At 61.2% G+C, this 24,695-nt stretch carries 24 protein-coding genes; 9 read left to right on the forward strand and 15 right to left on the reverse strand.

The genetic code is table 11. The annotated features are described in order from the left end of the window. Nucleotides 1-118: 118 nt before the first annotated feature. The 5 genes from IPK65_11360 (at nt 119) to IPK65_11380 (ending at nt 6,861) form a co-directional block, all read left to right on the forward strand. The gene (locus tag IPK65_11360; protein MBK8163702.1) at nt 119-970 is read left to right on the forward strand and encodes an outer membrane lipoprotein-sorting protein; all 852 of its coding nucleotides are present in this window, start codon (nt 119-121) and stop codon (nt 968-970) included. 178 nt (nt 971-1,148) lie between these two features. Beyond that, nucleotides 1,149-1,592 carry a hypothetical protein gene (locus IPK65_11365; GenBank protein ID MBK8163703.1) on the forward strand — a complete coding sequence of 148 codons (444 nt, stop codon included), beginning with the start codon at nt 1,149-1,151 and terminating at the stop codon, nt 1,590-1,592. After that, nucleotides 1,574-3,088 carry a hypothetical protein gene (locus tag IPK65_11370; protein ID MBK8163704.1) on the forward strand — a complete coding sequence of 505 codons (1,515 nt, stop codon included), beginning with the start codon at nt 1,574-1,576 and terminating at the stop codon, nt 3,086-3,088. Before IPK65_11365 ends, IPK65_11370 begins: the two co-directional genes overlap by 19 nt. Before the next feature lie 31 nt (nt 3,089-3,119). Beyond that, the gene (locus IPK65_11375) at nt 3,120-4,067 is read left to right on the forward strand and encodes a hypothetical protein (protein ID MBK8163705.1); all 948 of its coding nucleotides are present in this window, start codon (nt 3,120-3,122) and stop codon (nt 4,065-4,067) included. A gap of 190 nt (nt 4,068-4,257) precedes the next feature. After that, a complete protein-coding gene (locus IPK65_11380) occupies nt 4,258-6,861 on the forward strand; it encodes a tetratricopeptide repeat protein (GenBank protein MBK8163706.1) in 2,604 nt (867 codons plus the stop codon). 20 nt (nt 6,862-6,881) lie between these two features. On the opposite strand, the gene IPK65_11385 is transcribed toward IPK65_11380, so the two are convergent. Beyond that, the gene (locus IPK65_11385) at nt 6,882-7,628 is read right to left on the reverse strand and encodes an ABC transporter permease (GenBank protein MBK8163707.1); all 747 of its coding nucleotides are present in this window, start codon (nt 7,626-7,628) and stop codon (nt 6,882-6,884) included. A gap of 59 nt (nt 7,629-7,687) precedes the next feature. After that, nucleotides 7,688-9,208, reverse strand: a complete 1,521-nt coding sequence (locus tag IPK65_11390; protein MBK8163708.1) for an ATP-binding cassette domain-containing protein — start codon at nt 9,206-9,208, stop codon at nt 7,688-7,690. A gap of 295 nt (nt 9,209-9,503) precedes the next feature. Between IPK65_11390 and tsaD the strand changes: the two genes are divergently transcribed. Beyond that, on the forward strand, nt 9,504-10,535 hold the full coding sequence (gene tsaD, locus IPK65_11395; protein MBK8163709.1) for a tRNA (adenosine(37)-N6)-threonylcarbamoyltransferase complex transferase subunit TsaD: 1,032 nt from the start codon (nt 9,504-9,506) through the stop codon (nt 10,533-10,535). A gap of 51 nt (nt 10,536-10,586) precedes the next feature. Here tsaD and plsY read toward each other — a convergent pair whose 3' ends face one another. Continuing rightward, complete coding sequence (gene plsY, locus IPK65_11400; protein ID MBK8163710.1) at nt 10,587-11,171, reverse strand: glycerol-3-phosphate 1-O-acyltransferase PlsY; 585 nt, start codon at nt 11,169-11,171, stop codon at nt 10,587-10,589. A gap of 122 nt (nt 11,172-11,293) precedes the next feature. On the opposite strand from plsY, the gene folB reads away from it, so the two are divergent. Together folB and folK are read left to right on the forward strand one after the other, a co-directional pair. Next, complete coding sequence (folB, locus tag IPK65_11405) at nt 11,294-11,650, forward strand: dihydroneopterin aldolase (GenBank protein ID MBK8163711.1); 357 nt, start codon at nt 11,294-11,296, stop codon at nt 11,648-11,650. Nucleotides 11,651-11,652: 2 nt separating this feature from the next. After that, entirely contained in the window at nt 11,653-12,141 is a 489-nt protein-coding gene (folK, locus tag IPK65_11410) for a 2-amino-4-hydroxy-6-hydroxymethyldihydropteridine diphosphokinase (GenBank protein MBK8163712.1), read from the forward strand. Nucleotides 12,142-12,172: 31 nt separating this feature from the next. Here the strand turns inward: folK and IPK65_11415 are convergent, their stop codons facing one another. Beyond that, on the reverse strand, nt 12,173-12,928 hold the full coding sequence (locus tag IPK65_11415) for a pteridine reductase (protein ID MBK8163713.1): 756 nt from the start codon (nt 12,926-12,928) through the stop codon (nt 12,173-12,175). A 98-nt stretch (nt 12,929-13,026) separates the two neighbouring features. Between IPK65_11415 and IPK65_11420 the strand changes: the two genes are divergently transcribed. After that, nucleotides 13,027-14,211, forward strand: a complete 1,185-nt coding sequence (locus IPK65_11420) for an SAM-dependent methyltransferase (GenBank protein ID MBK8163714.1) — start codon at nt 13,027-13,029, stop codon at nt 14,209-14,211. Nucleotides 14,212-14,285: 74 nt separating this feature from the next. Here IPK65_11420 and lipA read toward each other — a convergent pair whose 3' ends face one another. The 11 genes from lipA to mreC form a co-directional block, all read right to left on the reverse strand. Beyond that, entirely contained in the window at nt 14,286-15,263 is a 978-nt protein-coding gene (gene lipA, locus IPK65_11425) for a lipoyl synthase (GenBank protein ID MBK8163715.1), read from the reverse strand. Between the two features lie 23 nt (nt 15,264-15,286). Then, on the reverse strand, nt 15,287-15,928 hold the full coding sequence (gene lipB / locus IPK65_11430; protein ID MBK8163716.1) for a lipoyl(octanoyl) transferase LipB: 642 nt from the start codon (nt 15,926-15,928) through the stop codon (nt 15,287-15,289). 26 nt (nt 15,929-15,954) lie between these two features. After that, nucleotides 15,955-16,239, reverse strand: a complete 285-nt coding sequence (locus IPK65_11435; GenBank protein ID MBK8163717.1) for a DUF493 domain-containing protein — start codon at nt 16,237-16,239, stop codon at nt 15,955-15,957. Next, nucleotides 16,208-17,086, reverse strand: coding sequence for a D-amino acid aminotransferase (locus IPK65_11440; protein MBK8163718.1), 879 nt, complete (start codon nt 17,084-17,086; stop codon nt 16,208-16,210). The genes IPK65_11435 and IPK65_11440 overlap by 32 nt, the downstream gene beginning before the upstream one ends. Before the next feature lie 10 nt (nt 17,087-17,096). Then, nucleotides 17,097-18,296: a D-alanyl-D-alanine carboxypeptidase gene (locus IPK65_11445; protein ID MBK8163719.1), complete on the reverse strand. Its 1,200-nt coding sequence runs from the start codon at nt 18,294-18,296 to the stop codon at nt 17,097-17,099. 143 nt (nt 18,297-18,439) lie between these two features. Further along, nucleotides 18,440-19,252, reverse strand: coding sequence for a septal ring lytic transglycosylase RlpA family protein (locus IPK65_11450; GenBank protein MBK8163720.1), 813 nt, complete (start codon nt 19,250-19,252; stop codon nt 18,440-18,442). A 37-nt stretch (nt 19,253-19,289) separates the two neighbouring features. Further along, complete coding sequence (gene mltB, locus IPK65_11455) at nt 19,290-20,318, reverse strand: lytic murein transglycosylase B (protein ID MBK8163721.1); 1,029 nt, start codon at nt 20,316-20,318, stop codon at nt 19,290-19,292. A 2-nt stretch (nt 20,319-20,320) separates the two neighbouring features. Further along, complete coding sequence (gene rodA / locus IPK65_11460; GenBank protein MBK8163722.1) at nt 20,321-21,448, reverse strand: rod shape-determining protein RodA; 1,128 nt, start codon at nt 21,446-21,448, stop codon at nt 20,321-20,323. 5 nt (nt 21,449-21,453) lie between these two features. Then, the gene (gene mrdA, locus IPK65_11465) at nt 21,454-23,298 is read right to left on the reverse strand and encodes a penicillin-binding protein 2 (protein MBK8163723.1); all 1,845 of its coding nucleotides are present in this window, start codon (nt 23,296-23,298) and stop codon (nt 21,454-21,456) included. A gap of 24 nt (nt 23,299-23,322) precedes the next feature. Continuing rightward, complete coding sequence (mreD, locus tag IPK65_11470) at nt 23,323-23,811, reverse strand: rod shape-determining protein MreD (protein ID MBK8163724.1); 489 nt, start codon at nt 23,809-23,811, stop codon at nt 23,323-23,325. Beyond that, nucleotides 23,808-24,671: a rod shape-determining protein MreC gene (gene mreC, locus IPK65_11475; protein ID MBK8163725.1), complete on the reverse strand. Its 864-nt coding sequence runs from the start codon at nt 24,669-24,671 to the stop codon at nt 23,808-23,810. The genes mreD and mreC overlap by 4 nt, the downstream gene beginning before the upstream one ends. Between the last annotated feature and the right edge of the window lie 24 nt (nt 24,672-24,695).

The raw sequence follows: 24,695 nt of genomic DNA on the forward strand, positions 1-24,695 counted from the left end.
TGGTTGATCGGATTGATTCTTCCCGTATGGTTTGTTCAAGCACTGAGGGTGACGTCGACATGGATCGCTTTCAACACATGGCAGTTTCAAAGCCGCGTTAATATCAGGATTGATGTCCATGGATCGTCTGAATAAGCATCTGCGAAGATTTTCTGGTGCATTGATCAGCTGCGCCGGCCTCGTTCTGTATGTATCAACCGGGATGGCCGAAGAGGTCGTGCCTGAGTTCACGGGCAAGCAAATCTTCGAACAATGCGGTTACAAATATCCTGGCGATGATCAGCAGGGTAAGTTCACGGTAATTCTTCAAGACAAGGATGGAAAGGTCATGAAGAGTGAATATCTGCGGTATTGGAAGGATTACAAGGGTAAAGACGATGTTGCGGACAAGATGCTCTTGTTTACGACATATCCCCCGGAGGCAAAAGGCTCTGCATTCATGCGGGTGGCATACAGTCAGCATGATAAACCCGTAGATCAATGGATTTATCTCCCTGCGCTTAAAAAGATCAGGCGGGTTTCTATCCGTGATCTGGGCGACAGTTTTTTGAATTCCAATCTGACGTATGCCGATGTCAGCCGGCGAGCTCTGGAAGATGACGAGCACAAGTATCTGGGGACACGGCAAGTCGACGATGCGGTGTTTCATATTGTCGAAAGTATACCAAGGGAAGCCAATCCGATTTACGGCAAACGAATATTCTGGTTTCTCAAGACTAAAAATTGGGACGAGTGCGTCAATACGCGGATTGACTACTACGATAACAACGGTGAGCTGATAAAGGATCAATTTATCAAGTGGCAGCGTGTAGGAGACGCTTGGGTATGGGATCGAGTGTTAGTGAGGAGCCGGCGCACACTTAGTGCCTCGATCTTTCAACTCAGCGAGATCAAGATCAACGCCGGTGTTGATGACGATTTGTTCACAGCCAGATCCTTAGAGCATGGGCCGGCTGGCCTTGAGCAATGAGGAAACGATAAGTTTTTCCCCGTCTGATTGTGCCTGACGAAGTTCCAGCCTGTATGGCCGGTTCTTGAGTCTGGGCACGTAAGGGAAGTGACAGATCAAGCGTGCAACATGTTTGACGTTGTATAACTATAGTTATACAATGTGTGCGTCTGGAAAATCACGCCAACAGGGGTTCCTTATGCAAAATTTCGCAAGACAAATGAGAGAGATTGGAAGAAAGCAGTCGCGAATGATGCGTGACCAGACGCAGGTGAGCGCGATGAAGCGAAAAGAAGAATATTTAGGCGCGCGGGTTCCCAAGGATCTGCGCCAGAAGGTGATTGCGAAAGCGGATAGCCTGGGTATACCGGTATCCATACTCATCAGAAATATCCTGGAAGATGCATTCAATGTGCACGTCGCACATGGACGTGAACAAGAAGCACGCACTGCCTCAACGCCTGGCTCGCTCAAAGCGAAATTTCCCAACATCATAGGATGGGAGAATATTACCTTGAACAGGGACGTGGCATGCTCAGGATGCTTACGACACCTTCCTGCGGGAAGTTCGGCCATTTTTGGACTGGGGATGCCGAGGGAAGATCATGTAATTCTGTGTGAAAAATGCAGAGAGTATGCCTGAGCCGGGCTGGAAGCATCAAACAATTGGCATGCAGCGCTGTACTGCTCGCTATCGCGCTTGCTGCATCCGCGGCAGAGGGTGAGGGCGAAGCGACCGGAATAGAGAATCTATTCCACGATGAAATCCAGACTTCTGCCGCCTCCGGGACAGACGCCGGAGATTCCTTGCAAAATCTTGCATTAAGCGGATATTTCAAAAATGAGACTGCTTACCGTCTGGATGAGCCGAGATCAATAACTAAAATAAGAAATACAATTCAGCTTAATGGTGCATATACATTCAGTCCGTCCCGCAGGCTGGGCTTCTCCGCATGGGCCTACCATGATCTGGCCTATGACCTGTTCGATTATGAAACGATATCGGCCAGGTTCGCGCGCGACGATGACAAGCCACTGGTTTTCGTGAATGATCTCAGGCACGAGAAAGACTCTCCTGTTGCGGAACTGAGGGAGTTCTATTTCGACATAGCAACAAGCAACGTCGACATCCGCACAGGGAAGCAGATTGTTGTTTGGGGGGTGCTAGAAGGAATCAGGATTACTGACGAGATTAATCCCCTCGACTTCAGGGAGCTGATTCTGCCAGAACTGCTTGATTACAGAATCCCGCTATGGATGGCCAAAATCGATGTCTATGATGAAGCGGACAGCTATCAATTCATCTGGATTCCAGATATCAAGTTTCATAAGCCGGCGCCGCCTGGTTCCGAATGGGAGCTTCTCCAGGACGTTCCCAATACAGAAGAGCCCAACTCCTTTACGATGCGCAACTCCGAGTTTGGGGTTCGATATTCCACCAATTACCTCGACACTGAGATCTCGCTCAGCTATTTCTATACGTGGGATGATTTCCCCGTAGTCTATCGATCCGCCGCCATCGACTCGGCCCTCGATCCGATTTTTTTCCCGACATATACCCGTATCAACATGTACGGCCTGACGGGCGTCAGGCAGGCGGGCACAGGTATCATCAAGGCGGAATTTGCCTATGTACCTGATAAATATTTCGGTCTGCGGAATGATACAGACCGCGATGGCGACGGATTTCTGGACGATCAGGGGGAGCTGCAACGAAAACATATCCGATGGGGGATCGGCTATGATTTCACGAAATATGGCGCGGACTTCTCGCCGGCGGTCTCGCAGTGGATAATTCTCGATCACGACGACAATCTTATTCAGGACAAATTCGACACTTCTCTCACCCTTTTTGTACGAAAACCCCTGCCAGAGCAGGCTGCTGTCTTCCAGCTCCTTGTCATAGGTCTTGTCAATCTCAAGGAGCTCTATCTGAAGCCCAAGATCACATTCTCGATCACGGATCATCTCCAGGTTTCCGCCGGTTTTGACATGTTCACCGGAGCCAAATCAGAACTTGGGACATCGGGAGGCGCTAATGTGATCACCAGTGCTGAGGCACTGGAGCAAAGCGCACAATTCTTTGGTAATTTCAACAATAATGATCGCGTCTTCGCAGAGTTTAAGTACACATTCTAGGTCGGTGCATGCAGTTATTGCGCGGGAAGGTGTGGAAGAGATGATACGTGCTGCAAACAATCGTCCGCGACGCAAGCCGCCGGCAGTTCTCGTATATTCTCTGGTATTTGCAAGCGCGTATCTTTCATATGAAGCACGCGCGGATCCAATAGAAAAGAAATGGAGTGTCTCGCCGATGCTGGGTGTTCATAGCCCCAGGATGACACTCCTCAATAAAGGGGAGTTCCGTTCACCATTGCCTGGCAGGGGTAGGATCATATTCCAGGACAGTGGTGAAAACACCGATTATGACTTTGTGATAAACAACCAGCTCCCGTCCATCGAATACGGAACGGAGGCAGGCGTCGAACTCAGATACAATCTCGATCCCAAGGTCTCACTCATACTGGGATCCAGTGGCTGGGAAGGAGTTTCTACCTCGGCGGTTCAGACCGAGATACCCTTCCAGGGTACATTGACACCGGCGGGCTATGAGCGATCCGCGAGCATATCCTATTTTCAGTATTATCTCGGTCTGCAGCGGATACTTTTCCAGAAACCGAAGAAATATGACATCTACGGGAGAATCACGCTTAACGAGGTGCTGGACATCGATTACAAGGAGAATCTTGTGTTCGGCTTCCAGGGTGTCGGTGGAGACACGTTCAAGCGGATCATAGAGATGAAATCACAGGCTACCGGGCTCCTGATGCTGAATTTCGGGGTTGGAGGCGAATATTTTATGAAGAGCTGGATTTCACTGGGGCTCGATCTGGGATATACGCTGAGCGCTGAAAAGATCAGCCTCGGCAACGCCACGCTCAAGTCTGATATCCAAGAAGAGGACAATTTGAATTTCAGGACGCCGGTACAGTTGGATGCCAATAATGAGCTCACCTATCTCTCGGAAGCCACCACCTTCGATGACGTTAGCTATCGTAAGCTGGAACTCGGCTTTGACGGATGGAGAGCGTTGTTCCGTATCAACTTGTATTTCTAACCCCGGCTATCCGTGACGCCACCGCGCCATGCAGCACATTCTCAGCGTTACTGCGGTTCTCTGATCTCGGTACTGTAATATCCCGATGCCGACACACCTCCTCCGTCGCTGTGGATCAATTGCCAGGTTTCCATTTCTGGTAGTTCTGGTTGCGCTTTTTCCGGGCCAGGCTCCGGCGCAGGAACTGCAGATGGACAATCCCGGGTCCATCTCCCCGCTCGGAATGGGCAGGGCATTGCTGGATAGTGGCGAGGCAGACCAGGCGATAATAGCATTCGAAGAAGCTGCAAGGCTGGATCAGGATAATCCTGATGTTTACTATTTTCTTGGCCTGTCTCATGCCAGGTCCGGACACTTTGCACAAGCCGCCGATGGGCTGAGCCGCGCCATATCCATAAATCCCGCGCATATCGAGGCGCGCTATCAGCTCGCTTTGTTATTTGAGGCTTACGATCATCTGGACAAGGCAGTCGAGGAATATTCCGGTGTCATCCAATGGGCTGGTCCTGACAGTGAGCTTTTCAGATCTGGTGTTAAAAAACTGCGTTACCTAACTGCGACCCAGCATGCCAAGAAAAATGAACTCGATCTCGCCCTGGCGCAGTTTGATGAACTTGCCGAGGTTTATCCTGATGATGCCCTGATTTCGTACAGCGCTGGTGTGGCTTACATGCTCAAAGGAAGAATGAACGAGGCGCGTGATATGTACGAGCGGGCGATTAGAACCGATCCTTCATATCTGAACGCCTATCTGAACCTGGCCACAGTTGAGGAAGCCCAGGGGAGGCTGGGTGCAGCAGTGGAGAATCTGAAGTATCTCATAGAGGCTGGTAACGGCACTTCTGTGGCTTCCAAAGCCAGTGTCAGGCTCAATATTATTGAAGCAAGGATCCTGACACAGGCGGGGAATCTCCTGGATGCCCTGTCTGCATATCGCCGTGCCCTTGAAATCGATCCGTCCAACAATGTATCGCTTCAGGCGCGTCCAGAGCTGTATCGCCGCTTGAATGACAGGGAGGGCGAGCGTAATGCCTATGAGGATCTCATTGAGCATTATCCGGGTGATCATACCGCCCGTAACAGGCTGGCGGAGATTTATCTTGCTGATAATCGATATGCGGGCGCATATGATCAAATCCATGCGGTGCTCGATGACCAGAAAGAAGATGCCGATAAGGATGTTGCCAGAAAGCTCCGGGACAGGATGCTTTCCACCGAGGAAGGGAGATCAATCGATCGGATCAAAACAGAGGAAAGAGTGGCGTTGCTCGAAACTCGCATTCAGCAACATCCCGATGATACCGCTGCCTTGAAGGACCTCGCCATCTTGTATTTCAGGCAGGAAAAATACCAGGATGCTACCGGCATACTCGAGCGGCTCAGTGGTTTGAGTCCTGACGATGAATCCATTCATTTCTCACTCGCCACACTTCACGACAAACTGGGACAGTTCTCGGAATCGGTGCGCGAATATCTGTGGCTGATATCCAGGGTTCGGGACGGGGAGGCGGTATCACGCTATGTGACCTCCATGAGGTTGGCGAATGCGAAGCGACTGTTTATTGAGGGCGATCTGCAGACGGCGGGCAGGGAGTTCTCCGATCTGTTGTCGGATGATCCGGAAAATTCCATTGCCTATTTCTACCTTGGTCTGATCTATTCAAGAGAGGATGACATCGCGAGCGCCGTGGATGCGTACAAGGAGGTTGTTCGACAGATTCCTGCCCATGTCGGAGCCAGGCTAAATCTTGCCTACAGTTATGAGCGTCTCAACAGGGAGGAGGATGCGATCGATGAATATCGGAAGATCCTGCAGGCGAACCCTCCAGGCGGGATGGAGCAGACCGTCAAGCTCAGGCTCAGGAATCTGCAAAGGCGAATCAATGGTGTTACGGTAGGAGTCGGCTATTCCTTCGCCTACGACAGCAACAGTAATTTAAGCGATATTGATGCCGCGGAGGAGTTGAGATCGGATTTGTCGTTAAATCTTTCCTATCAATATAAGACGGAGCGTGGATATCGCTGGCGCCTGTCGGCGCAGCCTGCCTATTCCAATTACCATGAAGGGCAGTACGACTACCTGAACACCAGCGAGACCCTTGCTGTCAGCGCGATCAGGGACGCGTTGACGCTGGTTGGAGGATACACCTACAGGACTACCGACGGGATACTGGTAGAAAGCCGGCTGAGTCGCATGCACACCGTATTCGGCGAGGTGCTGTCGCGTGTGAAGCTGCCCAATCTCTTCCGGCGCGGCGAACTGGTGTCGAGCGGTGTCACGCTTAACCTTTCCTACAGCGATTTCGATTCGTCCAGCAGCCCGTTCTTCAGTTCGTATACAACCGCCGGCGGCCTGACGATCAGTCAGCCGGCGACGGGGTTCGATACGGTCAGGCTCGGGTATACCTATGTGGTAAATGATAACAAGGAGCTGGTAGGCAGCGATTACGCCTACTCAAGCCACGGGATGTCCGCCGGGCTTGATCATGTCATGCCGTGGGGCGGCATCAACCTGACCGTGGGGTTTACCGTATTCGACTACGCCAATCTGGATTCATTTTCCCAGTTTACGGACCGGCGTCGGAATGTCAGAACCAATGTTGCGCTTGGTCTTAACTACAGATACAAGCCCGATATCAGCCTGTTCGCATCTCTTGCGTGGACAGATAACCGCTCAAACCTCCCGGTGGGATTTATCCTCAACAGCGAGGATATCATCGAGGGACAGCAAAGTTCTTCGCTCAGCGACTACAGCAGGACATTGCTGGCAACCGGAGTCAACCTCAGGTTCTGAGGCCGGCGCGTACGCCTCGCCTAATCGCGCAGCGCGTTAAACGCGGTTACTGCCCAGGCAAGGGTGGCGCCCGCGAAGACCAGCATCACGACAAATCCCTTTACGTAAAGGCTCAGGTCGGGAGAGCTGGAGATCACGGCACGCACCGCCTCAACGGCGTAGGTAATCGGGTTGAGGACCGAGGCATATTGTATCCAGTCCGGCATGAACTGTTCGGGCACCAGGGCGGAGGAGAAAAACATCAGCGGCAGGGTCATCATGTTTCCGATCATAACGAGGGGCTCCTCGCGTTGAAGGGTGATGGCGAAGCCGTTGGACAGCGCAGCGAAACCGACCCCCAGAAGAAAGACTACCAGCATGCCGAGCACCAGGTAAATGGGGTTGAAGTTGATCGAGGAACCCATGGCCCATGCGACGATCAGGATGATGATGGCCTGCGCGATCACCTGAACGGCTGAATGGAGCACCCGGCTCAGTACAATCGCAACGCGCGAGACGGGGGAGACCAGCATCTTGTCCACCGTTCCCGCCGAGATTTCCCTCAGCAGGCTTACACCGGACCAGGAGGACCCGAACAGCACCGTCATGATGAGGATTCCCGGTACCATGAAATCCATGTAGTGTTCCGACTGCACGAAGCGCCCGAACAGCTGGCCGAAGATGATCAGCCAGATCAGCGGCTGGATCAGGGTGAACAAGGTCCACATGGGCATCCGCAGCGTGATGATCATGTACTTGTTGAACAGGTGCCACGTGTCCGCCATCATGACTTGATGCTCCGGTACGAAATCTAGAGAGAATGCAGGATGTAAATGTCGCGGCTTATTCAGCCGCGTTCTTTCTTGGTTGGGTCTTGTGACCAGTCCGCCTTGGCCTTGCCATTTTCATCGACCCATTCATTGCCTTTCCAGTCGGAAGAGTCGCCCCAATTACCGATTTGTTCGCCTTTCTTGCCGACCCACTGATTTCCCTGCCACTCGCCGGCTGAAGTTTTATTGTCGGCAATGTCCGTCGCAGGGCCGGAGGGTATTCCGGCGGCCTGTTTTGGCTGGTTTTCCCAGTTGTCCTTGGGTTTTCCGCCCTTGTCGACCCATTCATTGCCTTTCCAGTCGGGTGAAGCGCCCCAGTCGCCTTTTTGCGCGCCGTCCTTGCCCACCCATTCATTGCCCTGCCAGGACTCCGCCTCGGCGGGTGCCGCGGCAGTGGTGTCGCTGGTATTTTCGTTCAGGTCGACCTTGGGTTTGCCATCCTTGTCCACCCACTCATTGCCCTGCCAGTCGGGATTTTCGGCGTCGGCGTCGTAGCCCCACTTCTTGGCCGTCTTCTTCCAGTTGCCACCGCCGCCCTTGCCGGCCCACTGCGTCCACCACTGTTCCGGTTCTTCCTCGCCCGTTTCGACCATGCTGGTGCCGGTGTACTTGAGAAATACATCGTCCAGCGTCGGGCGCGCAAGCGAGAGGGTTTTGACGTGGATGTCGCGATGCGCCGCCTGCTCCATGATCTGGGGCACGCATCCGGCGCCATTCTCGACGTACAGGTGCAGATTGTTCCCGTCCCATACCGCGTCACGTACCAGGCGGGTCTCCTTCAGGGTCGAGGCGAGGGCACGCTCGCCGTCTCCGACTGTTTCAAAGGACACCACTACGGAATCGCCGTGTATTCCGGTCTTCAGTTCTTCCGGCGTTCCCACAATGCGGATCTTGCCTGCGTTGATGATCGATACCCAGTACGAGAGCTTGTCCGCCTCTTCCAGATAGTGGGTGGTGAGCAGGATGGTCAGGCCGAAATTCCTGTTGAGCTCCTCGATGTGTTTCCAGAGAATCTTGCGGCTCCTGATGTCGAGACCGAGCGTAGGCTCATCCAGATAGAGGATTTTCGGGCGATGGATCAGGGCGGTTGCGATATCGAGCTTTCTCGTCATGCCGCCAGAGTAGGCGGTCACCGTCTTGTCGAGGCTGTCACTGAGCTCGAAGTACTCGGCAAGTTCTTCGATGCGCGCCTTGATATCGGCCTTCTTCATACGGTAGAGCTGGCCCTGCAGGGTCATGTTCTCCCTGCCGGTGAGGAAGTAGTCGACGCCCGTCTTCTGCGCCACCACCCCGATCGTCTGCCGCACCTTCTCCGGGTCGATGTCCACGTCGATGCCGCCGACCAGGGCCTGGCCTGAATCGAAGCCGCTCAGCGTGGACAGAACGCGTATGGTGGTCGATTTCCCCGCCCCGTTCGGGCCCAGCAGGGCCATGATCTCGCCTTCCTTCACGCTGAGGTCGAGACCGTTGACCGCGCGCAGGTTCGGCGGGTAGATCTTGGTGAGTTGTTTGACGAAGATTGCGTATTTATCGGACATAGGAAATGATGCCGTCATCTTTCCCCGGGAGGCGGGCGCAGTCTGCTGCCAGACGCCGGATACGGTCAGCGGCGGTAGCAGCAGAACTCAAAACGCCGGGTCTGCCCCGTGACGCGGGGTCTCATTTATCGAAATTCTTGCCGATTCATCAGCCCGGCTGGCAGCTTAGAGTTTGCTACAATCAGCCGAACCGGGAATCGCCATTGTAACGTATCGGCGGGGTTTTTGCCCGCAAAATTTATCGACCGGCCGGCTGCACAAGGTGCGGAACGAGGGCCAGGAGGACATGAGCGGGATGCGGGTCATCGGCATAGAGACTTCCTGCGATGAAAGTGGCGCCGCCATCTATGACGCCCGCGAGGGGCTGCTCGCCCAGAGCATCTACAGCCAGTGCCGCATGCATGCCGAATATGCCGGTGTCGTGCCTGAGCTCGCGTCCCGCGACCATGTGCGCAAGCTCCTGCCCCTGGTCGGCGAGGTGATGCGCGCTGCCGGGACCGGGTGGGATCGGATCGATGGCATCGCATATACCGCCGGCCCCGGCCTGACCGGCGCATTGCTCGTCGGCGCGGCCCTGGGCCGCAGCCTGGCGTGGTCCAGGGGGCTGCCGGCGCTGGCCGTGCATCACATGGAGGGGCACCTGCTGGCGGCCCTGCTGGAGAAGCCTGCGCCGGCCTACCCGTTTGTCGCCCTGCTGGTCTCAGGCGGGCATACCCTGCTGGTCAAGGTCATGGGGGCCGGACGCTATGAAATCCTCGGAGAGACGCTGGACGATGCCGTCGGGGAGGCCTTCGACAAGACAGCCACCCTGCTTGGCCTGCCCTATCCCGGAGGGCCGGCGCTGGAGAGTATGGCGCGGGAAGGAGATCCCGTGCGCTTCAGATTTCCCCGCCCCATGGTGGACCGGCCCGGCCTCGAGTTCAGTTTCAGCGGGCTGAAAACCTTCGCCGCGAACACGATCGGCGAATATCGGCACGTCGCCGGCCAGTCTCGCCTGCGCGCGGATGTGGCGCGGGCATTCCAGGACGCCGTGGTCGATACGCTCGCCATCAAATGCCGGCGCGCCTTGCGCGCCACGCGCCTGAACCGCCTCGTCGTGGCAGGCGGCGTGGGCGCCAATCAGGCATTGCGTCAGAGACTGGCGGAGTTGGCGCGGGAAGAAGGCGGAGAAGTATTCTTCCCGCGTGCAGAATTCTGCACCGACAACGGCGCCATGATCGCATTCGTCGGATGTCTGCGCCTGCAGTCGGGAGAATGGACGCAGGGCGGATTCGATGTCAGGGCGCGGTGGCCGCTCGATGCCCTGGAGGCCATCGCCGCGGAATAAGGTATGGATGTTTTATCCCGGCGCCCACTCCTGCGCCTCCGGCAGCGCGAATCATTTTCTCCCGACCCTGGGCTCCGCGCCGCGCAGCAGATTTCGAATGTTGCTGCGGTGGCGCCACAGCAGGGTCGCGCTCATGATCATAACGACCGTGACGTAAGCTGGCGCATTCATCCAGACGATCACCGGCGCGGCGAGCGCCGCGCATATCGCGGCGAGCGACGAGTACTTGAAGACCAGCGCGGTCACGATCCAGACGGACAGGATCGCGAGTCCCGACGGCCAGGAGAGGCCGAGGATCACGCCGAGCGCAGTCGCCACACCCTTGCCGCCCTTGAAGCCGAAGAAAACCGGGAAGATGTGGCCGGTGAAGGCAAGCAGCCCGACGATGCCGACGGTCAGGGGTTGCAGCGAGAGAAACAGCGCCGCCAGCACTGGAATCAGCCCCTTGAGCAGGTCCCCCAGCAGCACGATGGCGGCCAGTCCCTTGCCGCCGAAGCGCAGTACGTTGGTGGCGCCCGGATTGCCGGACCCCTGTGTGCGTGGATCCGGAAGTCCGCTGAGCTTGCAGGCGATTACGGCAGTCGACAGGGATCCCAGCAGGTAAGCGGACAGGGCAACGCAGATGTCGATGATCATGGACGTGTGTTAGCATCCTCGTTCGTGGGGCTTACTATAATCGAGAACGCCACCGGCAAGATACCTGGCCCGTAGCGCGCGGCGCCGGTCCCCGATCTGGCCGGACGGGCAGGGCGAAGGCAATGGACACCATCTACCTGAGCGATCTCAAGATCGACACCGTGATCGGCATCTTCGAATGGGAGCGGCGCGTCAAACAGACCGTGAGTATCGATCTCGAGATGTCCACCGACGTGGCCCGTGCAGCGAGGACCGATTCGATCGACGATGCGCTGGATTACAAGGCCGTCGCCAAGGCGGTGATCGAGTTCGTGGAAAACAGCAGTTTTCAGCTCGTCGAGACGCTGGCGGAGCGCGTGGCGGAGCTCATCATCCGTCAGTTCGGCGTGGTGCAGGTGCGCCTGCGGGTTAACAAGCGGGGCGCAATCCGCGGTGCGCGCGATGTCGGGGTGATGATCGAGCGGACCCGGTCTGCCTGAGCATGGCGCGGGTCTACGTCAGTATCGGCAGTAACATCGATCGCGCCGCGAATATCCGTGCGGGCGTCGCGCGCTTGCGCGCGCGCTACGATGCTGTCGTCCTGTCTACCGTGTACGAAACCCGTGCGGTCGGCTTCGACGGCGACGATTTTTACAACATGGCGGCCGGTTTCGATACGGAGCGGGATGTGCGCGGTGTCGCCGCGGAGCTGCGCGAGATCGAGCGCGACGCGGGAAGGGGCCGCAGCGCGGAACGTTTCGTCGCGCGCACGCTCGATCTCGATCTGCTCCTCTACGACGAACTGGTGCTCGACGAGGACGGCATCAAGCTGCCGCGCGACGAAATACTCAGCTATGCCTTCATGCTCGGTCCGCTCGCCGAGATCGCCGGCGACATGCGTCATCCGGTGCTGGGCACGAGGATCGACGAGTTGTGGCAGGGATTCGCCCGGACCGGACAGGAGCTCAAGCCGGTGAAGTTTCAGTGGTGACCGGCGTGGAATGTCTGCGGCTGTGCCGGTGTCAGGTATAGAGCGAACGGCCGCCGTCGACGGCGATCACCTCGCCGCTGATGTAGGCCGCATCGCGCGCCAGGAACAGTACCGCGCGGGCGATGTCGTCCGGGGTTCCTTGGCGTTTGAGGGCGGTGCGGGCGATGATCTCCTGCTTCCCCGGGTCGTCAACGCCGTGTTCCGGCCAGAGAATGGCGCCGGGGGCGACGGCATTGACGCGCACCCGGGGGCCGAGTTCACGCGCGAGCGACTTGGTGAGCATGACCAGCCCAGCCTTGGCGATGCTGTAGACGCAGTAGCCCTTGAGGGGGCGTTCGGCGTGGATATCGGCGATGTTGATGATGCATCCGCCGGTGTCCGCGAGCGCAGGTGCGGCAGCCTGGGACAGGAACAGCGGCGCCTTGAGGTTGCTGTCGATCAGTGCGTTCCAGTGCGCTTCAGTGATGGATCCCAGTGCGGTCGGAAAGAAGCTCGAGGCATTGTTCACCAATACATCGAGCCGGCCCCAGATCGCCAGGGTCCGGTCGATGATGGTCGGGAGTGCTTCGATGCGCTGCAGGTCGCCCTGCACCAGTGCGGCGGAGTGCGCCCGGGCATGATTCAGCCGCCGTTCGAGATCATTCGCCGCTTGCGCGGAGGAGCGGTAATGCAAGACAACATTCATGCCCTGATCGTGCAGCGCGCACGCGATGGCCGCGCCGATGCGGTGGGCGGCGCCGGTAACGAGCGCCACCTTGCCTGCAATGTCCGCGCTGTCATTCGTCATACTGGCATGCGTGAAGTGCGGGCGCCGGGCCCTTCCGTCGGGCGATCTTATCACGAGAGCCGCCGCGTGCGTGCGTCCCTCGCCGCCGGTTCATGAGCATGCGCGAAACGCAGCTTCCCGCGCCCGATGCGGCAGCGCGCGAGCACAGCGGGCGGATGACGGCGCGGATCCGGGCCGAAGTGGAACGCTGCGGTGGCCGCATCCCGTTCGCCCGCTACATGGAGCTCGCGCTCTATGCCCCCGGGCTGGGGTATTACAGCGCCGGCAGCGCCAAGCTGGGCGCGGCGGGGGATTTTCTTACCGCGCCGGAGGTGTCGCCACTCTTCGCCTACTGCCTAGCGCGACAGTGCCGCCCGGCCCTGGAGTCTGCAGGGCCGGGGGAGATCCTGGAGTTCGGCGCAGGATCGGGGATGCTCGCCTGTGACCTGCTGCGCGAGCTTGAAGGGCTCGGCGTTCTGCCGCAGCGCTATGCCATCGTCGAACTCAGCGCCGACCTCCGGCAGCGCCAGCAGACACTGCTGCAGGAGCGCATCCCGCACCTGCAGGATCGCGTCGTCTGGCTCGACAGCCTGCCCGAAACTCCGCTCAACGGGGTGATGCTTGCGAACGAAGTGATCGATGCCATGCCGGTGCACCGCCTGATCAGGCAGGACGGCTGGCGCGAGCTGTACGTCGTCTGGCAGGAGGGTGCCGGGTTCGCGTACGAGCCGGGGCCGCTGAGCGATGCGCGTTTGAATGAACGCATCGGGACGATCGTCGCGGCGCTGGGCGCGGAAAATTTCCCGGAAGGCTATGAGCTCGAGATCAACCTTGCCGCGGAAGGCTGGCTCGCTGCTGCGGCGCGCTCGCTCGGGCGCGGCATGATCCTGCTCGCGGACTACGGCTATCCCCGGCGCGGGTTTTATCACCCGGAGCGGCGCACCGGAACGCTCAGGTGCTACTACCGGCACCGCATGCACGCGGATGCGCTGATCCTCACCGGACTGCAGGACATTACCGCCGACGTGGAATTTACCGCCCTGGCCGAGGCCGCGACCGGCGCAGGACTCGAGGTCGCCGGGTATACCACCCAGGCGTACTTCCTGCTTGGCGGGGGGCTCATGGAATGGGAGCAGCGTCTGGTGAACGCCGCCCCGGTCGAGCGCATCAGGCTGGCGCAGCAGATCCGGCGCCTGACCCTGCCCGGGGAGATGGGCGAGCGGCTCAAACTCATGGCGCTGACGCGCGGCTTCAGCGGGCCGCTGCCCGGATTTTCATTCAGGGATGAAAGGGGCAGGTTGTAGGGGGGTAGCCGCAAGCTTGCCGTCATCCCCGTGACCGATAAAGGTCGCGCCGACCATCGCGCCCGAAGCTTGCCTTATGTTACGGCTTCGCCGGCTGCCTGGCGGTCGGCGTGATAGGAGGAGCGGACCATTGGCCCGCTCGCCACGCTGCTGAAGCCGAGGTCGCGCGCCCGCGCGGCGAGGTAATCGAACTCCTCGGGCGGGACGAAGCGCGCCACGGGCAGGTGGAACTTGCTCGGCTGCAGATACTGGCCCAGCGTGATCATGTCGCAGTCGTGCGCGCGGAGGTCGCGCATCACGGCCTCGATCTCCTCCAGCGTTTCGCCCAGGCCGAGCATGAGGCCGGACTTGGTCGGGATCGCGGGACAGCGCTGCTTGAAGCGCTGCAACAGCTCCAGTGACCACGCGTAATCCGCGCCCGGGCGCGCCTGCAGGTACAGGCGGGGGACTGTTTCCAGATTGTGATTGAAGACATCGGGCGGCGTCTGCGCCAGCAGGGCAAGGGCCGGTTCCATGCGGCCGCGGAAGTCCGGCACCAGGATCTCGATGCGCGTGTCCGGGCTGCGTCCGCGTACCGCCTTGATGCATTCCGCGAAGTGCGCCGCCCCACCGTCGCGCAGATCGTCGCGGTCCACCGAGGTGATCACGACGTACTTCAGCCCCATGGCGCGGATCGTAACCGCCAGGTTTTCCGGTTCGGCCGCGTCGAGCGGTCCCGGCTTGCCATGGGCGACATCGCAGAACGGGCAGCGGCGCGTACAGATGGCCCCCATGATCATGAAGGTCGCGGTGCCGTGGCTGAAGCACTCCCCGAGGTTCGGACAGGAGGCTTCCTCGCACACGGTGTGGAGGTGGTGGCTGCGCAGGATCGCCTTGAGTTCCGCCACGCGGGCCCCGGACGGCGCCTGCGCCCGGATCCACTTCGGCTTGCGCGGCGGCGTTACCGTGGGTTCGATCTTGACGGGGATGCGCGCCACCTTGGCTGCGCCGCGCAGTTTGTTGCGTTCCTGAGAGGGGTCGGCCATGGCAGGTGGGCCCGTTCGGCTGTGCATGCGCCCGGGGCACCGGGCGGTGTTCAACCCGCCGTGGCGACGGGATCGGATGCGACGATTCTATCGTATTTCAACCGCCCTGTCAGAACAGCGAGGAAATCCCCGCCGATCCTGGGCAGATCCGCCGCGCTGAAGTCGCCCAGCGCGGAGAGCTGCGTCACCCTGAGCCCGGGATAACCGCAAGGGTTGATGCGCGCGAACGGCGCCAGGTCCATGTCCACGTTCAGGCTTACGCCGTGATAGCTGCAGCCGCGCCGTACACGCAGGCCGAGCGCCGCGATCTTCGCATCGGCGACGTACACCCCGGGGGCGCCGGGACGCCGGGCCGCCCGGATGTCATACCCGGCGAGCAGCTCGATGACGCATTCCTCGAGCAGGTGTACGAAATGTTTGATGCCGAGCCCGCCGCGGCGCAGGTCGAGCAGCGGGTAGATGACGAGCTGGCCGGGGCCGTGGTAAGTGACCTGGCCGCCGCGGTCGGTGCGCACGACCGGTATCGGTCCGGGATCGAGCACATGATCGGACAGGGCCGCGCGACCGAGGGTGAACACGGGCGTATGTTCCACCAGCCAGACCTCGTCATCGGAGGCTGCGGCGCGGGCCTCGGTGAATCCCTGCATGGCGGCTACGACGGGGGCGTAGTCCCGCCGCCCCAGCCGTCTCACCGTCAATCGTTGCGCCGGTTGCGGGTTCACAGCACCATGAGGATGTCGTCATGCGCGCTCAGGGCGCGGTAGATGTCGTCGAGCTGGGCGCGGCTGGTGGCACGGATTTGGACTGTGACGGACTGGTAGTTGCCGTTCCGGCTGAGCCGGCTGCTCACCGCGCCCTCGCCCAGGTCGGGCGCGTGGGCGCGCGTGAGGGTGAAGACGATGGCATCGAGGTCGCACCCCGCCTTTCCGACCACCTTGATGGGGAAGTCGCAGGGGAACTCCAGCAGACTGTCAGCGGAGGGGTCCACGGATGGCGTCGCCATGCTCCTGATAGTCGCGCTTGTACTCCTGGTACCAGTCGATCATGCGCAGCCACAGCGGTCCCGGCGCGCCGGGACCGACCGGGTTGCCGTCGAGCCGGGTCACGGGGAGTATTTCCTTGGTCGAACTCGACAGCCAGATCTCGTCCGCCCGCGCCAGGTCGTCCGCCGAGATCGCCGCCTCGCGCTGCGGTACCCGGTGGTGTGCGGCGAGCTCCATGATCAGGTCGCGCGTGATGCCGGGCAGCAGCCGCGGGCCCTTGGGCGGGGTGACCAGCACGCCGTCCCGGACGATGAACAGGTTGCTGGCGGCACCCTCGGTCGCCTCGCCGTCGCGGATCAGGATGGCCTCCGCCGCCCCGCTGTCGAGCGCCTGCTGGCGCAGCAGGATGTTCGGGAGGAGGGCGATGGTCTTGAGATGACAGTACTGCCAGCGGATGTCGGGCAGAGTAATGGCCGCGATGCCCGCCTGCCGGATCTCTGCCGGGATCGGCGCCAGGGGAGAGCTCATGGCGAATACGGTGGGCGTGCAATCGCGCGGGAAGGCGTGGTCGCGTTTCGCGGCGCCGCGCGTGATCTGCAGGTAGACGGACTGGTTGCCGCCCTGGTTGCGTTCCACCAGACCGTGCAGGATCCGCGTCCACTCCGCATGCGTGTGCGGCGATGCGAGGCGGATGCCCGCCAGGCTGCCGTCGAGGCGGAGCAGGTGTTCCTCCAGCCGGAACAGGCGTCCGCCGTACACCGGGATCACCTCGTACACGCCGTCGCCGAAGATGAAGCCGCGATCGAGCGGGGAGATCGTCGCCTGTTCGAGCGGCAGGAATTCACCGTTGAGATAGACCGTGCCCATTGCGCATTCCTTATTCGAAGAACAGCCGGATCTCATCGGTGATGCGCTGGGCGAAATTCCCTTCCGGGATCTCGCGCAACGCGACCAGCGGTCGTTCCGCGACGCTGGCGCCGTCGAGGGTCACCACAACGGTACCGAGCTGCTGTCCCTTGTGCACCGGCGCGGTGATCGTCGAGTCCATATTCATGGTGGCGTTCAGCCGCTGGTACTGGTTGCGAGGAATGGTGACATAGAGGTCCTGGGCCAGGCCGAGCGGCAGCTCCTCGGTAATTCCTTTCCACACCCGGGCCGTAGTCATCGATGACCCGGCGCCGTACAGGCGGTGGGTTTCGAAGAAGCGGAAACCGTAATTGAGGAGTTTTTGCGTCTCCTGCACGCGGGCGTCGTCGCTTTTCGTGCTCAGGACGACGGATATGAGCCGCATGTTGTCGCGCAGCGCCGAGGTGACCAGGCAGTAGCCGGCGGACTCGGTGTGGCCGGTTTTTACCCCGTCCACCGACTCGTCGCGCCACAGCAGCCGGTTGCGGTTGTGCTGGGTGATGTTGTTGTAGGTGAACTCCCGGAGCGAATACAGCTTGTAGTCCTCGGGAAACGAGGCGATCAGCGCGCGGCTGAGCAGCGCGAGGTCGTAGGCGGTGGTGTAATGATCGGGGTCCGGCATCCCGCTGCTGTTCGTGAAGTGGGTGTCTTTCATCTGCAGGGTACCCGCGAAATTGTTCATCAGTTCCGCGAAGGCGCCCTCGCTCCCGGCCACCTGTTCGGCGAGGGCGACGGTGGCGTCGTTGCCGGACTGCACGATCATCCCCTTGAGCAGGTCTTCCACGCTCACCTGTTTGTTGACTTCGACGAACATGCGCGAGCCCTGGGTACGCCAGGCATTCTCGCTGATGGTTACCGGCTGGTCCCGGCTGATCGTCCCGTTCTGCAGTTCGTTGAAGACGATGTAGGCCGTCATCAGCTTGGTCAGGCTCGCCGGTTCCATGCGCGTGCGGGAGTTGCTCTCGGCGAGGATGTCGCCGCTGTTGAAGTCGAGCAGCACGTAGCTGCCGGCGTTGATGGACGGGGGCGCCGGTGTCGACTGCGCCGGCGAGGGCGCGGCGGCGCCGGCCGCGGCGGCGTACAGGGGCAGAACGGCTGCCAGGACTGCGCACAGGCGCCTGGAAATGCATTTGCCGGTCCGGACATGGGCATCGGTTCGGTGCTGGTTCATGGTATGTGTCGACACTCGCGTAGTTCTCCTGGTTCGGTTGTTGCGGCGCGGTGCGGGCCGGCGCCGTGGGTCTGAATATGTGTCCAGCCAAGGATGGACAGGTGCATGGTGGTTTCTCCGGACGGTCGCGACCGTCCGTTGTCTCAATCGATCACGATGCGGGAATCGTCGAGGCCGAGCTGGGCCAGCTCCCGGCTCATGCGGTCGGCCTCATCGACCCCGGCGATCGGGCCAATGCGGACGCGATATACGGTGCGCTGCTCGATTTCGGCACGCACGATCCGCACGTTCGCGTGCGCCACGGTGCCCAGGCGTGTACGCAGCCGTTCGGCGTTCTCGGCGCTGCTGAAAGCCCCTATTTGCAGATAGAGGCCGGGATTGCCCGGGTGGGCGGCCATGTCAGGGACCGCCCTCCGCTGCGTCTGGTACGTCGCCGGATCCAGCGCGCGCACCTCCACCAGGCCGGTGCCTTCGGCGGTGATGCCGAGCTTGATCGCAGCCGCGTAGGAGAGATCGATCAGCCGGTTGTCCTTGAATGGGCCGCGGTCATTGATCTTGACCACCACCGTGCGGCCGTTCCTGAGGTTGGTGACCTGCGCGTAGGTCGGCAGCGGCAGGGTTTTGTGCGCTGCCGTCATTGCATACATATCGTAGGGTTCGCCGCTCGAGGTGCGCCTGCCGTGGAACTTGGTGCCGTACCACGACGCCACCCCGCGCTCGACATAACCGGCATTGTTGCTCAGCACGTAATAGCGCTGGTAGCCGACGAGGTAGGACGCGGGATTGCCGTATTTGCTGAACGGTTCGGCCCGCGGCACCGCGTCCGGGATGCGTGACACGTCCACGACATGGCCGGGGGCGCCGTCGGACGGTTCGATCCGGGTCAGGTCCGGCAGCGTGCCGCAGGCGGACAGGGCAACGGCGAAGATTGCGCCGAATACGGGGCGGATGGGCATCCGCGGGGCGGTGAGCGGAAACTCTGGCATCTGCGTCTTAGTTGGGCGCCACGATTTCCTGTGGCTGGTTCCGTATCTCCTCGCTGAGCTGATAGACCGCCATGGCGTATAACGGGCTGCGATTATAACGCGTGATCACGTAGAAGTTGTTGAAGCCCAGCCAGTATTCCGGGGCGGCCTCCCCGTCCAGCCGGATCAGGGCGGCCGGCGTATCTTCCGCCACTTCCTCCACCGGCGTCACGCCCGACCGGCGCAGCTCGGCCAGCGGGGTCCTGGGAACCATGCCCTTGTCGATGTAGGCCTGGTACCCGTCGCCCTCCACGCGGGCCGGACTGGTCACCAATTGCCGCTGCTGCCAGCCGTGCTCGCTCAGGTAGCGCGCCACGCTGCCGATGGCGTCGGTCGTATTGTTCCATAAATCCTTCTTCAGATCACCGTCGAAGTCGACGGCGAAATTGCGGTAGCTGCTCGCCATGAACTGCGGTTTTCCCATCGCGCCCGCGTAGGAGCCCTTGATCGTGAGGGGATCGATGCCTTCTTCTCGGGTCAGCAGCAGGTACTGCTCGAGTTCGCCGAGGAAATAGGCGCTGCGGGGCGGATACTCGAAGGCCAGCGTGGCGAGGGCGTCGAGCACGCGGTAGCCGCCGGCCTGGCGTCCGTAAAAGGTCTCAACGCCGATGATCGCGGTCACGATCTCGGGCGGGATCCCGTAGACCTCTTCGGCGCGCGCCAGCGCTGTGCTGTTGGCGGCCATGAATTCGGCTCCGAGGCGGATCCGCTCCGGGGTGAGGAAGATGGGGCGGTACTTGTACCAGGGCTTGCTCTCGGCGGGACGCGAGATCGCGGTGATGATGTCCTCGCGCGTGACGATCTGATCGAACAAGCCGACCATTCCGTCGCGATCGAAGGCATGATCCATCACCATGCGGTCGATGAAGCCGCTGACGTCCGGTCGCGCGGAAAACCCCGGATCCTCAGCCAGGGCGAGGCATGCGTGCGAGGCGAACAGGCCTCCGGCGCAGGAGAGGGCGAGGAGGAGACGGTAGATCTGTCTGGTTGGCTGCATCGTTATGTGGACAGCAGTTTTCTGTGAGTGTGTATCGACATTATGATGCCGAACGACGCCATCAATGTCACCATGGAAGTTCCGCCGAAGCTGATCAGAGGCAGCGGCACGCCAACGACCGGCAGCAGCCCCATCACCATACCTGTATTCACGAAAGTATAGACGAAAAAAGTCAGGATCAGGCTGCCGGACACCAGGCGCGTGAAGGTGTCCTGCGCCTGCGTCGCGATATAGAGACCCCGTATCACGATGAAGGCGTAGATTCCAAGCAGGAACAGGATCCCGATCAAGCCGAACTCCTCGCCGAACACGGCGAAGATGAAGTCGGTGGAGCGCTCGGGGAGGAACTCCAGGTGCGACTGCGTTCCGTTGAGCCAGCCCTTGCCGTATACGCCCCCGGATCCGATGGCGATCTTGGACTGGATGATGTGGTAGCCGCTGCCGAGCGGATCCCGCTCCGGGTCGAGGAACGTCAGCACCCGCATCCGCTGGTAATCATGCAGCATGTACCACAGCAGCGGTGCGCAGGCGGAGACGAGCACGGCCAGCAGCGCGACGTATTTCCAGCGCACGCCCGCCAGCAGCAGGACGAAGACGCCCGCGGCCGCGATCAGCAGCGCGGTACCGAGGTCGGGCTGCTTGGCGATCAGCAGCACGGGAACGAGGATGATCAACGCCGCGATGGACAGATGGCGCACACCGGGCGGCAGCGGCCGGTCGGCCAGATACCAGGAGACCATGAGCGGTACCGCGACCTTCATCATCTCCGACGGCTGGAACCGGAACAGCCCGACGTCGAGCCAGCGCTGCGCGCCCTTGCCGATCTCGCCGAACAGCAGCACGCCGAACAGCAGCGTCAGCGCGATGCCGTACAGCCAGGGCACCCAGCGCTCGACATGGTGCAGCGGGATCTGTGCGAGTACGAACATCACGGTGAATGCGATGCCGAGCCGCATCAGCTGGCCCAGGACAACGTCCATGTCCCGGCCGCTCGAGCTGTACAGGATGACCAGGCTCATCAGGGACAGCAGGATCAGCGCGGCCAGCAGCGGGACGTCGAGGTGCAGTCCGCGCACCAGCAGGCGGGATCCGCGCCGGTCGCCCCAGCGCGGCGGCGCACGGTGCTGCAAGGACGTCACGGCGCGAGACTCCCCAGGTACTGGTCGATCATCTTGCGCGCGATCGGCGCGGCGGCGGTGGAGCCGTGGCCGGCGTTTTCCACCATCACCGCGAGCGCGATGCGCGGGTCGTCGGGCGGAGCGAAGGCGATGAAGAGCGAATGGTCGCGCAGCCTCTCGGCGACGTCCTTTTCCACGTATTTCTCGTCCTGCTTGATGCCGAACACCTGCGCCGTGCCGGTTTTGCCCGCGATCGGGAAGGGCGCCTTGCGTCCGATGGCCTGCGCCGTGCCGCGTTCGCTGCTGACCACGTTTTTCATCGCCGTAAGGATAGCATCCCAGTTGCGCCGGTTCCGGATCGGGACGTTTTCCAGCACGGCTGCGTGCACCGGCTCCTGTTCCGTTTTCCCCGCGGCGCGTACGGTGTGCATGAGGCGGGGCGGCGTGTGCGCACCGTGCATTGCCAGAACCGCGGTGGCATAGGCGAGCTGGAGCGGGGTGGTGAGGGTGTAGCCCTGGCCGATGCCGGTGATGACGGTCTCGCCCGGATACCACGGCTGGCCGCGGCGCGTCCGTTTCCACTGGCGCGACGGCAGCAGGCCGCCTGACTCCTCCTTGAGATCGATTCCGGTCGGTTGGCCGAAGCTGAACTGCGCCAGGTAATCGTGCATGAGGTCGATGCCCAGGTTCGTGGCGAGGTCGTAGAAATAGACGTCGCAGGATTCGACGATCGCCTTCTCCATCGAGGTGAAGCCGTGGCCATGCTCCTTCCAGTCGCGGTATTTGTGCGTGTCGCCCGGCAGCCGGTACCAGCCCGGGCAGAACGTGCTGGTGTCCACGGTGACCTTGCCGCTTTCCAGTCCAGCCAGGCCGATGAAGGGCTTGAGGGTCGAGCCGGGGGGATACTGTCCGCGCAGCGCGCGATTGAACAGGGGGCGATCGATCGAGTTCTGCAGCGCGTTGTAGGTCTCGACGTCGATGCCGGTGACAAACAGGTTGGGATCGTAACCCGGCATGCTGACAAAGGCGAGCACCTCGCCGTTCTGCGGATCGATGGCGACGGCGGCGCCGCGCCGCGCGGCGAATTCCGTCTCGGCGACTCGCTGTACGCCGATGTCCAGGCTCAGGTAGAGGTTCTGTCCGGGAACCGGTGCGGTCTGCTGCAGTTCGCGCAGGGTTCGCCCGAAGGCATTCGTCTCGATCTGCTTGATGCCGACCTGGCCGTGCAGCAGGTCCTCGTAGAATTTCTCCACGCCGGTCTTGCCGATGAAGTCGGTGCCGCTGTAGTCCGAGGTGTCGAGTTCGCCCAGTTCCTCCTCGTTGATGCGGCCGACATAGCCGATCGCATGGGATGCGAGCGTGCCGTGGGGATAATTGCGGATCGCGCGGGCTTCGATCTCGACGCCCGGAAAGAGGTGGCGGTTGACCGCGAAGCGGGCGATCTCCTCGTCGTTCAGGTAGTAGCGCAGGGCGATGCTGTTGAAGGCGCGCTTCTGGCGCACCTGCTTCTGGAAGCGCCGCACGTCCTCGTCGCTGATGGCGATCAGCTTCCGCAGTTCCGCAACGGTGGCGTCCAGGTCGCGGACCTGCTCCGGGATGATCTCCAGGCTGAAGGCGGGCAGGTTCTGCGCCAGCACGACCCCGTTGCGGTCGTAGATGAGGCCGCGTGTCGGCGGCACCGGCACCAGATTGATGCGGTTGACCTCCGACAACGTGGCGAAGTGGTCGTGGCTGATGATCTGCAGATAGACCAGTCGGGCGAGGATCAGCAGCATCAGCCCCAGCACGATGAACAGCGCGACCGCCGCGCGTTCATTGAACAGCCGCGACTCACGAATGTGGTCTTTGATCGTCAGCCGCATCGGGGCAGGTTACCGGGCGTCGGGTCAGGCCACCCGGTAGCGGCGTCGCAGCCGGCGCAGGCCAAGATACATGAGTGGCCACAGCAGCATGCTGCTGAGCGCCGGCAGCAGGAAGACGAGGGCGGGGGGCGGGTTGCCCGAGATGCCCTTGATCCACAGCTGCAGCAGCAGATGGAGCAGCACCAGGATGAACACGCTGACGGCCTGCTGCCAGAGCGGGAACACGCGGATCCGCTGGTAGAGCTGCAGGGTGATGTAGGCGACGATGGCGAGCGACAGGGCGTGCTGCCCGAGCAGTCCCGCGCGCAGCACGTCGAGCAGCAACCCGATGATCCAGGCAAAGCCGACCCCGACGCGCCCGGGCAGTGCCATGCACCAGTAGATAAGCACCAGCGCGACCCATTCCGGGCGGATCATGCCGAGCCAGTCCGGCAGCGGCAGGATGGTGAGGGCGAGCGCCGCCAGGAAGCTGGCGACGATGATCCAGCCGCCGCCGTGGCCCTGGCGGATCATGGCACGCTCCCGGTCGCCGCCGTCGTGTCCGCGGATGGCGTTTCTGCCGGCAGCACCAGCAGCACGACGCGGCTGTGTTCCAGATGTGCGGTGGGTTCCGCGCTGACGATGGCGAAGGGGCTGTCGGGCTGCTTCTCGATGCGCGTGACGTAGGCCACCGGGTAACCCGGCGGGAAGCGCCCGTCCAGTCCGGAGGTGACCAGCAGGTCTCCCGTTGCGATATCGGCGTTGCTCGGCAGATGGAACAGTTCCAGGCGGCTGGGGTCGCTGGTGCCGCGCGCCACCGAGCGCAGGCCGTTGCGATTGACCTCGACCGGAAGGGCATGGTTGGGATCGGTGATCAGCATGGCGGTGCTGGTCAGCGGCGTGACGCTGACCACCTGGCCCATCACGCCGTAGGCGTCGAGTATGGGCTGGCCCTCATGTATGCCCTGCGCACCACCTTTGTTCAGCACGATCTGGCGCGAGAACGGCGCCATATCGACCGAGATCAGTTCGCTGATGAGCAGGCGCTGGTCGATCTGGGCGGTGGAGTCGAACAGGGCGCGCAGGCGGTTGTTTTCCGCCTCCAGGGATTCCAGTTTCAGGAGCTTGGATTCGAGCAGCAGGTGCTGGGCCCTGAGGGTCGCGTTTTCCCGCTCCAGCATGCGCCGCGTGGCGAGGGCCTCCGACATCCACTGGCCGGCGCGGCCGGGCAGGCTGACGAGGTACTGGATCGGGTAGACGACGTAGGCGAGGGCGTCGCGCACATCATCCATGTGATGCTGGCGGTGGTCCACGGTCATCATCGCGATCGATGCGAGAGAGAGCACGGCCACGCGCAGCGTGAGGGACGGGCCGCGGAGAAAGAGCGGTTTTATGGGACACCTCGCGCGGTCACGCCG

This window comes from Gammaproteobacteria bacterium, assembly GCA_016712635.1.
Lineage (GTDB): Bacteria > Pseudomonadota > Gammaproteobacteria > SZUA-140 > SZUA-140 > JADJWH01.

What these genes read in the sequence shown, in the direction of transcription:
- IPK65_11385 (MBK8163707.1), bottom strand. Translation starts at nt 7,628, where the DNA reads ATGATGGCGGACACGTGGCACCTGTTCAACAAGTACATGATCATCACG.
- IPK65_11450 (MBK8163720.1), bottom strand. Translation starts at nt 19,252, where the DNA reads ATGCCCATCCGCCCCGTATTCGGCGCAATCTTCGCCGTTGCCCTGTCC.
- IPK65_11420 (MBK8163714.1), top strand. Translation starts at nt 13,027, where the DNA reads ATGCGCGAAACGCAGCTTCCCGCGCCCGATGCGGCAGCGCGCGAGCAC.
- folB (MBK8163711.1), top strand. Translation starts at nt 11,294, where the DNA reads ATGGACACCATCTACCTGAGCGATCTCAAGATCGACACCGTGATCGGC.
- tsaD (MBK8163709.1), top strand. Translation starts at nt 9,504, where the DNA reads ATGCGGGTCATCGGCATAGAGACTTCCTGCGATGAAAGTGGCGCCGCC.
- IPK65_11380 (MBK8163706.1), top strand. Translation starts at nt 4,258, where the DNA reads ATGGACAATCCCGGGTCCATCTCCCCGCTCGGAATGGGCAGGGCATTG.
- plsY (MBK8163710.1), bottom strand. Translation starts at nt 11,171, where the DNA reads ATGATCATCGACATCTGCGTTGCCCTGTCCGCTTACCTGCTGGGATCC.
- mreD (MBK8163724.1), bottom strand. Translation starts at nt 23,811, where the DNA reads ATGATCCGCCAGGGCCACGGCGGCGGCTGGATCATCGTCGCCAGCTTC.
- mltB (MBK8163721.1), bottom strand. Translation starts at nt 20,318, where the DNA reads ATGCAGCCAACCAGACAGATCTACCGTCTCCTCCTCGCCCTCTCCTGC.
- IPK65_11365 (MBK8163703.1), top strand. Translation starts at nt 1,149, where the DNA reads ATGCAAAATTTCGCAAGACAAATGAGAGAGATTGGAAGAAAGCAGTCG.
- IPK65_11360 (MBK8163702.1), top strand. Translation starts at nt 119, where the DNA reads ATGGATCGTCTGAATAAGCATCTGCGAAGATTTTCTGGTGCATTGATC.
- IPK65_11445 (MBK8163719.1), bottom strand. Translation starts at nt 18,296, where the DNA reads ATGAACCAGCACCGAACCGATGCCCATGTCCGGACCGGCAAATGCATT.
- folK (MBK8163712.1), top strand. Translation starts at nt 11,653, where the DNA reads ATGGCGCGGGTCTACGTCAGTATCGGCAGTAACATCGATCGCGCCGCG.
- IPK65_11390 (MBK8163708.1), bottom strand. Translation starts at nt 9,208, where the DNA reads ATGTCCGATAAATACGCAATCTTCGTCAAACAACTCACCAAGATCTAC.
- IPK65_11435 (MBK8163717.1), bottom strand. Translation starts at nt 16,239, where the DNA reads ATGGCGACGCCATCCGTGGACCCCTCCGCTGACAGTCTGCTGGAGTTC.
- IPK65_11415 (MBK8163713.1), bottom strand. Translation starts at nt 12,928, where the DNA reads ATGACGAATGACAGCGCGGACATTGCAGGCAAGGTGGCGCTCGTTACC.
- IPK65_11370 (MBK8163704.1), top strand. Translation starts at nt 1,574, where the DNA reads ATGCAGAGAGTATGCCTGAGCCGGGCTGGAAGCATCAAACAATTGGCA.
- IPK65_11440 (MBK8163718.1), bottom strand. Translation starts at nt 17,086, where the DNA reads ATGGGCACGGTCTATCTCAACGGTGAATTCCTGCCGCTCGAACAGGCG.
- lipA (MBK8163715.1), bottom strand. Translation starts at nt 15,263, where the DNA reads ATGCACAGCCGAACGGGCCCACCTGCCATGGCCGACCCCTCTCAGGAA.
- mrdA (MBK8163723.1), bottom strand. Translation starts at nt 23,298, where the DNA reads ATGCGGCTGACGATCAAAGACCACATTCGTGAGTCGCGGCTGTTCAAT.